This window comes from Cupriavidus sp. GW822-FHT03E04 (assembly GCF_058801495.1).
Window position 1 is genome coordinate 298,292 of sequence record NZ_JBXANI010000011.1, and the last position, 7,928, is coordinate 306,219.

The 7,928-nt window shown below is 64.5% G+C and carries 6 protein-coding genes; 5 read left to right on the forward strand and 1 reads right to left on the reverse strand.

All coding sequences use genetic code 11. From position 1 onward, the window contains the following. Positions 1–394: 394 nt before the first annotated feature. The 3 genes from AC1RQC_RS18245 to AC1RQC_RS18255 all read left to right on the forward strand — a co-directional run bounded on the left by AC1RQC_RS18245 (position 395) and on the right by AC1RQC_RS18255 (position 3,323). Complete coding sequence (locus tag AC1RQC_RS18245) at positions 395–853, forward strand: hypothetical protein (protein ID WP_492387214.1); 459 nt, start codon at positions 395–397, stop codon at positions 851–853. A 262-nt stretch (positions 854–1,115) separates the two neighbouring features. Next, positions 1,116–2,840 carry an alkaline phosphatase family protein gene (locus AC1RQC_RS18250; protein ID WP_492376758.1) on the forward strand — a complete coding sequence of 575 codons (1,725 nt, stop codon included), beginning with the start codon at positions 1,116–1,118 and terminating at the stop codon, positions 2,838–2,840. A 201-nt stretch (positions 2,841–3,041) separates the two neighbouring features. After that, positions 3,042–3,323 carry a helix-turn-helix domain-containing protein gene (locus AC1RQC_RS18255; protein ID WP_492884247.1) on the forward strand — a complete coding sequence of 94 codons (282 nt, stop codon included), beginning with the start codon at positions 3,042–3,044 and terminating at the stop codon, positions 3,321–3,323. Here AC1RQC_RS18255 and AC1RQC_RS18260 read toward each other — a convergent pair. Continuing rightward, the gene (locus AC1RQC_RS18260) at positions 3,320–4,654 is read right to left on the reverse strand and encodes an HdeD family acid-resistance protein (RefSeq protein WP_492376757.1); all 1,335 of its coding nucleotides are present in this window, start codon (positions 4,652–4,654) and stop codon (positions 3,320–3,322) included. The two genes, AC1RQC_RS18255 and AC1RQC_RS18260, sit on opposite strands and share 4 nt — an antisense overlap. Before the next feature lie 285 nt (positions 4,655–4,939). On the opposite strand from AC1RQC_RS18260, the gene AC1RQC_RS18265 reads away from it, so the two are divergent. Both AC1RQC_RS18265 and AC1RQC_RS18270 read left to right on the forward strand, forming a co-directional pair. Further along, positions 4,940–5,443: a (2Fe-2S)-binding protein gene (locus AC1RQC_RS18265; RefSeq protein ID WP_174424795.1), complete on the forward strand. Its 504-nt coding sequence runs from the start codon at positions 4,940–4,942 to the stop codon at positions 5,441–5,443. After that, positions 5,440–7,725 carry a xanthine dehydrogenase family protein molybdopterin-binding subunit gene (locus AC1RQC_RS18270; protein ID WP_492884233.1) on the forward strand — a complete coding sequence of 762 codons (2,286 nt, stop codon included), beginning with the start codon at positions 5,440–5,442 and terminating at the stop codon, positions 7,723–7,725. The genes AC1RQC_RS18265 and AC1RQC_RS18270 overlap by 4 nt, the downstream gene beginning before the upstream one ends. Positions 7,726–7,928: the final 203 nt, after the last annotated feature.

The following is a 7,928-nucleotide window of genomic DNA, read 5'->3' on the forward strand; positions in this document are numbered from 1 at the left end:
CAGTCTAACGTGACTTTCTACAGGAAGCCGAAGTGGAAAAAAAGCAACGATGGCCCCAGGAGCCGGCCACGGCGGGATACACGCGCCGGGCGCCTTGGAAAATGCGGGAGCCGGAAACCCGGAGATCCGGCTTGCGAGCCGGGGCGCTCGTGCCATTGCGCAGAGCAGCGACCTCGCTAAGGCACCTTGTCAGCGCCGAGCGCTGCCAGCAACCTGATGCCGCCGACGTTAATTCAAAAATTCTGAATAAACTATCCGGATAAGACTAGTCTAACGCGCCGATGACTCTCCTATAGTTCGTTACATGGACGGCGCGCACAAACAAAGCAACGTTCTGGCAGTCGCAGCGAACAATCAACGAAATTCAACGAATTTTAAGATACTGGAGAACATCATGACCAAGACCTTCGCCCTCAAGCTCGCTTCCACCCTCGTGCTGTCGCTCGCCGCCATTGGCGCCGCCCAGGCCGCCTCCGCCAAGGACACCCTCGCCGGCGACAAGTACGGCTATGAATTCCGCACCTCGGTCCCCGCCGACAAGTATGGCTACGACTTCCGGTCCACCGACACCTTCACCGACGGTGCGCGCAGCGGCAAGCTGGATACCTTCACCGAAGGCGCACGCATCGCCGGCCTGGACCGCTCGGGGGTTTCGGCTTCGCCGGCTCGCGGCTTCGATGCCTACACCGATGGCGCACGTGCCGGCAAGTTTGACCCGTACACCGATGGCGCGCTGGTTGCCGGCCTGGATCGCACCGGCGTCTCGGCTACACCGGCCCGCAGCTTCGATGCCTACACCGACGGCGCTCGCAGCGGCAAGGTCGATGTCTTCACCGAAGGCGCCAACGTCTGATGCCGTACCCGCAACTGGCCATCCGCCACGACACCGCCTGAGATGCGGTGTCGTGGCATGCCCGCGGCGTCAAAGCCCGCCGGCCTCGTGCTCGATTCGCTTGTTCGCCTCGCGGCTTGCCGACGCGGGGCATGCCCGACTCCGGGAGCTTCAAGGCACCCATACAATTTGTTACCTCTCCGGCCATTCGCTGACACCGATCGGACATGGGCGGTTGATAGCGTCTCCCGGCTGCCCTGTGGCAGTCATTCGAGGAGATATCATGCGAGCAACAAAAAGGCTTACCCTGGCCGTGGCGCTGTCGCTGTCATGCGGACTGGCCACGTCCGCACGCGCGGACGACGACGCCCGTCAGCCGCGTGCCAAGCATGTGCTGCTGGTTTCGGTCGATGGCCTGCATCAGGCCGACCTGGACTGGTTCGTCAACGCAAATCCGGCCTCCAGCCTTGCGCAACTTGTCCGCCATGGCGTTGCCTACCGGAATGCACAAACGCCGTTCCCCTCGGACTCTTTCCCCGGCATGGTCGGCCAGGCCACGGGTGGCAACCCCAGGACCACCGGCATCTACTACGACGACGCCTACAGCCGCAGCCTGCTGCCGGCCGGCACCAAGGCAGCCAGTTGCCGCAGCACCAAGCCAGGCGCTGAAGTGTATTACGCCGAAGTGATTGCGAAAGACCTGAACCGGCTGGACAGCGGGCAAGGCATCCCCGGCCTGTACTCGGATTTTTCCAGGATTTCGCAGCTGACCGGGCACCCGCAAGACCTGATCAACCCGGCGTTGCTGCCGGTCTCTGCGCAGACCTGCCAGCCGGTTTATCCGCATCAGTATCTCAAGGTCAACACGATATTCGAGGTCGCGCACAAGCATGGACTGCGCACCGCCTGGTCGGACAAGCACGCCGCCTACGAGATCCTCAACGGGCCGTCCGGCCAGGGTATCGACGATCTGTTTGCCCCCGAAATCAACAGCTCGGTAACCGATCCGTCGCTGCCCGCCGGCCCGGGTGACGACTGGACCAAGGACAACACCAACACACAGCGCTACGACAGCCTCAAGGTACAAGCCGTCCTGAACTGGATCAAGGGCCACGACCATGCCGGCAACGGCTCACCGGGCACCCCCGCCATCTTCGGCATGAACTTCCAGGCCGTGTCGACCGCGCAGAAGCTCAACAAATCCAGCTACTACACGGATCCGAACAACACCGCCACCAAGGTTGCCGGCGGCCTGGGCGGCTACACCATGAACGGGACCACGCCCGGCGTGGTGCTGCAAAGCGCGCTGACCTTCGTCAACAACCAGCTGGCGACAATGGTCGGCGCCCTCGACCGCACCAGCACCGTGGTAGTCCTGTCGGCCAAGCACGGCCAGTCCCCGCGGAACCGCGCCGATCTCACCATCATCAACGATGGCGACATGATCGATGCGCTGAACTGCGCCTGGGAAAAATACGCCGCCACATGCAAGGACTCGTCCAGATCCCATCTGGTGGCCCATGCGATCGACGATGACGGGATCCTGATGTGGTTCAACGACCGTTCCCCCGCCGCGATCAGCTTTGCCAGGAGCTTCCTGCTCGGCTATTCCGGCAACGGCCTCGGCTCCGACGCTGCTGGCAACGCCATCGCCAAGGCCTTCAGCCAGGCAGGGGTGAGAAAGATCTACGCCGGCGAAGAAGCCGCTGACCTGTTCGGCGTGGCGCACGGCGACGATCGCGCGCCGGATCTCGTCGGCATTGCGCAGCAAGGTACCGTCTGGGCCGGCGGCAAACTGTCGAAGATCGCCGAACACGGCGGTGATGCCAAGCAGGACCGTCACGTACCCATCGTTGTGTGGGGTGCAGGCATCGACCAGAACATCGTCGACGAACCGGTCCAGACCAACCAGATCGCGCCGACCATCCTCGCTTTGCTTGGACTCAAGCCGCACGAGCTGCAGGCGGTGCAGGCCGAGCACACCAAGGTACTGCCGTATCTGCATTGAACGGCGCCGGGACAGCAGCGCAAGCTGACGGTCCCGGCACAGGAAACAGCCCCGTGGCTGTAGAGTCCGCGGGGCGTTCCCGCATCATAGCAAGGCGATGGCAGTTACCTCCAGTACACAACCGACCCACTGCTAGAACCTATCCTCCGACTCCTGGAAAATGCTCCTGGTGATACTCCCCAACTGCCCGCGCTCGCTGAGCTGGCCAAAACGACCGAACGGACGCTAGCACGGCGCGCCCGGAAAAATCTAGGTATGTCATTGGCCGAATGGAGGCAACGGCTACGGGTTGTTAAAGCGATACCTTTGCTAAATGCATCGCACACGGTCGAGGAGATTGCATCCCGCCTCGGTTACGGCAGCGCATCAGCGTTCATCGCTATGTTCCATCGCCTGATGGGCCTGCCACCAGACGAATTTCGGCACCGGAAGGGGGGTGACGCGTCCGAAGCTATAGTTGGCTCCGCCGTCGCCAGCTCCTAGGCGTCTCGATCGTCCGCCGGGCTGGCGGAACTGCGCCGCTTCAGCGTGCCGATGAACGTGGCCCAGGCGAAGGGACGCGGATCGGCCAGCATGCTCATGGCGCGCGCGTAGTCGAGGGTCAGGCCCGGCGTCCACGCCATCGTCGCGGCGCGCTTGCGTAGATGCGCCGCGACCCATAGTTCAGGAGTCAGTACCAGGCGGAACAACGGCCACCACCCGTCCAGCCGCGTCCATACGCGCGCGCCGGCGCCTTCCAGCGCGGCATCGAGCGCCCGTGCCACTGTACTTGAGCAGTTGCGGTGGGTCAGGTTGTACGTGGTGTCACGCTGATAGGCATCCCAGAATTCGCGCAGGCGCTGCGCGTCGTAGTTGCGGATGCGCACCTGCACCGTCGACGGACACCACGCTTTCGATTCGGTCGGATAGTCGGGTTGGAAAGTGCCAGGTACGTCGTTCTCGCGCGTGGCGCGCAGCAGTCGGGTGAAATCGTCGGGCGCGCGGTCGATCTCGACCGCCGGGTAGAGGCTGATGTAGACGCCTTCTGGCGATTCCAGTGCCGCGTGGCCGGTGGAGATCACGCCATTTTGGTCCACCGCGGCGATATAGCGGTCGATGATCGGCTGGCGGCGCGCTTCGGTCTTTGCCGATCCCACCGGCGTCCAGACGTGCACGGTCAACGCGTGTTCGTTGGCTGCGGGCGGGCCGCTCCATGTCGTGAGTCGCTGGTCCGCATCATCAGCCGAGCCGGCTTCCGATGTGCCCGGCAGTCCCGGATTTCCGGTCAGCCTGCGCACGCGCGATGCGAGCAGCAGCATGTTCCAGCCACCGAAAAGCAGGCCAAGGCCCACGCAGTAGGGCACGGTGCCCGCGTAGTGCGTGGGGTAGGGCTGGACAAAGAAGATCGCCACTGCAATCTCGACGATGCCACCTGCCATCGCCAGCCGCCACGTACGAAAGCGCACCAGGCGTGCCGATGCCACCTGCAGCAGTCCGTCGGCCAGAAACAGCAGGCCGAACAACAGCGACAGGATCATGTGGCCATGGTGATGGCCGGCCAGCACGAGGATCGCCGCCACGCTGAACGCCATACCCTTGACATAGCGCAGCGTGCGCTGGCCGCCCATTCCGGTCCACGCCACCGCCATGGTAGCCAGCCCTTCGAGCAACAGCAGCCATGCAAACGGCTCGATCGGGAAATCGAGCCGGCCATCGAGTGCGTCGATAAACAGTGCACCCCCGGTGATCACGCTGATGGATCCGGCCCAAGCCAGCGTGCGCCATCGCATACGCAAGTAATCCACGCCAAGCAAGAGCATCAGCAGGCGAACCATCGGCAATCTCCAGATCGTGTCAGCGGAATGCTAGTCGGATTCTACCGTCGGATTGCCGGTCCATAGGCTCTGGCAGCCGCATTCCGATTGTCGACAATCGCCGTATAGATGGCGCGAGAGTGTTCTCCGCAGTGCCATCATTCCAGTTTGTGGAATTAACAAATCCCGCCAACGCCATTCCCCAGTACCAGCCGCCGGCATCACAATGCGCTTTGCGCAAAGCAGCGCAGGCACCTGGCTCGTCCGCCAGCCCTCGTCCCCGTTGCACCACCCCCACAAAAAAACATGAGAACCATCACGATCAACGGTAAGCCGCAGAAGATCGACCTGCCCGATGACGCCCCGCTGCTATGGGCGGTACGCGATCACCTCGGCCTGACCGGCACCAAGTTTGGCTGCGGCATGGCCCTGTGCGGCGCCTGCACCATGCATCTGGACGGCCAGCCGATCCGCTCCTGCGTGACCCCGATCTCGGCAGTAGCCGGCAAGAAGATCACCACCATCGAGGGCTTGTCGGCCGACAAGATCGGGCAGGCCTTGCAGGCAGCGTGGGAGGAATTCGGCGTGCCGCAGTGCGGCTACTGCCAGGCGGGGCAGTTGATGTCTGCCACCGCGCTGCTGCACACCAACCCGCACCCGAGCGAAGAAGACATCGACGGGGCCATGAGCGGCAACATCTGCCGCTGCGGCACCTATACGCGCATCCGCGCCGCCATCCAGCACGTTGCTAAATCGAACGTGGCTGCAAAGCCGTCTGCCCAGCCGACGGGCAAGAGGAGCGCCAAATGAGCACGCTGCAATCTGCCGGGCGCCGCACCTGGCTCAAGAGCATGGGCGCCCTCGCCGGCCTGACGTTGACTGTTGGCCTGGACGGCATCGTGCTGGCAGCGGATGAGCCCAAGAAGTACGGCCGCGACGGCATGCCTGGCGGCGCCGTGGATAGCCCGCTGGTGTTCCTCTCCATTGCCGAAGATGGCAAGGTAAGCATCGTCTGCCACCGCTCCGAGATGGGGCAAGGCGTGCGCACCAGCCTGCCGATGGTGGTGGCCGACGAGCTCGAAGCCGACTGGGCGCAGGTGCTGGTGGTGCAGGCGCCCGGCGATGAAATCCGCTACGGCAACCAGAACACCGACGGCTCGCGCAGCGTGCGGCATTTCTTCGAGCCCATGCGGCGCGTAGGCGCAAGTGCGCGGATGATGCTGGAAGCTGCTGCCGCCGCCCGCTGGAATGTGCCGGTAAGCGAAGTCCAGGCGCGCAACCACGCGGTGGTCCACGTGCCGAGCGGCAAGAGCCTTGGCTTTGGTGCGCTGGCAAAGGATGCCGCGCGCCTGCCCGTGCCGGCGGCCGCCAGCCTCAGGCTGAAGGATCCGGCCCAATTCCGCTATATCGGCAAGGACAGCACGCGCAGCATCGATGGCCACGACATTGCCACTGGCCGCGCGCAGTACGGCATCGACGTGCGGCTCGACGGCATGCTGTACGCCGTCATCGCGCGCCCGCCGGTGTTCGGCGGCAAGCTCGCCGGCGTTGACTCCACGCAGGCGATGAAGGTGCCCGGCGTGATCAAGGTGGTGGAACTGGCCGGCAGCCCCGTGCCCGCCATGTTCAACCCACTGGGCGGCGTGGCGGTGATCGCCACCAATACCTGGTCGGCCATCAAGGGCCGCGAGGCGCTGAAGCTGCGCTGGGACGATGGCCCCAACGCCAGCTACGAGTCCGGTGCGTTCCGTGCCGCGATGGAAAAGGCCGCAAGCCAGCCCGGCAAGGTGGTGCGCAACCAGGGCGACACGATGGCCGCCCTGTCGGGCCCCGGCAAGCGCATCACCGCGCAGTATTACCTGCCGCATATCGCGCACGCCACGATGGAGCCGCCGGTTGCCACGGCGCGCATCGCCGATGGCAAGTGCGAAGTCTGGACGTCGGTGCAGGCGCCGCAGGCCACGCGCGAAACCGTGGCCGGGCATCTCGGCCTGAAACCGGAGGACGTCACGGTGCACGTGACGCTGCTGGGCGGCGGCTTTGGCCGCAAGTCCAAGCCGGACTTCGCCGCCGAGGCCGCGCTGCTGTCCAAGGCCATGGGCGGCAAGCCGGTCAAGGTAACCTGGACGCGCGACGACGACCTGCATCACGACTACTTCCACACCGTCTCCGTCGAGCACATGGAAGCCATGCTCGGCGCCGACGGCAAGACGCAGGCGTGGCTGCATCGCACCGCCGCCTCCACCATCACGTCGACCTTCGTGGCCGGCGCCAGGAACGAAGCCACGTTCGAGCTTGGCATGTCGGCGGTGAACATGCCATTCGACATCCCGAACGTGCGCGTGGAAAACCCCGAAGTGGAGGCGCACACCCGCATCGGCTGGTTCCGCTCGGTGTCCAACATCCCCCACGCCTTCGCAGTGCAATCGTTCGCGGCCGAACTGGCGACGGCAGCCGGGCACGATCATCGCGACTACCTGCTGGCGCTGCTCGGCCCGGACCGGCGCATCGACCCGACGCAGCTGTCCGATACCTGGAACTACGGCGAATCGCCACAGCAGTATCCGCTTGATATCGGCCGCCTGCGCGGCGTGATTGAACTGGCCACGCACGAAGCTGGCTGGGGCAAGACGCTGCCGAAGGGACGCGGGCTGGGGCTGGCTGTCTGCTACAGCTTCGTGACCTACGTGGCGGCAGTGGTCGAAGTGGTGGTGGCCGATGACGGCAGCATCAGCGTGCCGCGCATCGACATGGCGGTGGACTGCGGCGCCCAGGTCAACCCGGACCGCATCCGCTCACAGGTGGAAGGCGCCTGCATCATGGGCATCAGCCTGGCCACCACGGGCGAGATCACCTTCAAGGACGGGCGCGCCCAGCAGGACAACTTCCACCAGTACGAGGTGATGCGCGCGCCCTCGGCGCCGCGCCAGATCCATGTGCATCTGGTGCCGGGCAGGTTCGATGCACCGCTTGGCGGCGTTGGTGAGCCGGCCATGCCGACCATCGCGCCTGCGCTGTGCAATGCGATCTTTGCAGCTACCGGCAAGCGCATCCGCGCGCTGCCGATCCGGGAGCAGTTGAAGAAGGCTTGAGGCCGGGCCTGAATCGCGGGGTGTTGGGTTTCGCGCTCCGCGATTCACATTTCATTTGGCAAACGTGATCGCGCAAAATCGTTGCCGCAAATCGCAGCCGTAAAATCACTGCCGCGAAACCCCAGCCGCAAAAGCAAAACCCCCCAGTACTTTCGTACTGAGGGGTTTCAAGGGAGAGCCTGGCGATTACCTACTTTCACACG

Excerpts from the sequence above, each read along its gene's own strand:
- AC1RQC_RS18250 (WP_492376758.1), top strand. The coding sequence starts at position 1,116 with ATGCGAGCAACAAAAAGGCTTACCCTGGCCGTGGCGCTGTCGCTGTCA.
- AC1RQC_RS18265 (WP_174424795.1), top strand. The coding sequence starts at position 4,940 with ATGAGAACCATCACGATCAACGGTAAGCCGCAGAAGATCGACCTGCCC.
- AC1RQC_RS18245 (WP_492387214.1), top strand. The coding sequence starts at position 395 with ATGACCAAGACCTTCGCCCTCAAGCTCGCTTCCACCCTCGTGCTGTCG.
- AC1RQC_RS18260 (WP_492376757.1), bottom strand. The coding sequence starts at position 4,654 with ATGGTTCGCCTGCTGATGCTCTTGCTTGGCGTGGATTACTTGCGTATG.
- AC1RQC_RS18270 (WP_492884233.1), top strand. The coding sequence starts at position 5,440 with ATGAGCACGCTGCAATCTGCCGGGCGCCGCACCTGGCTCAAGAGCATG.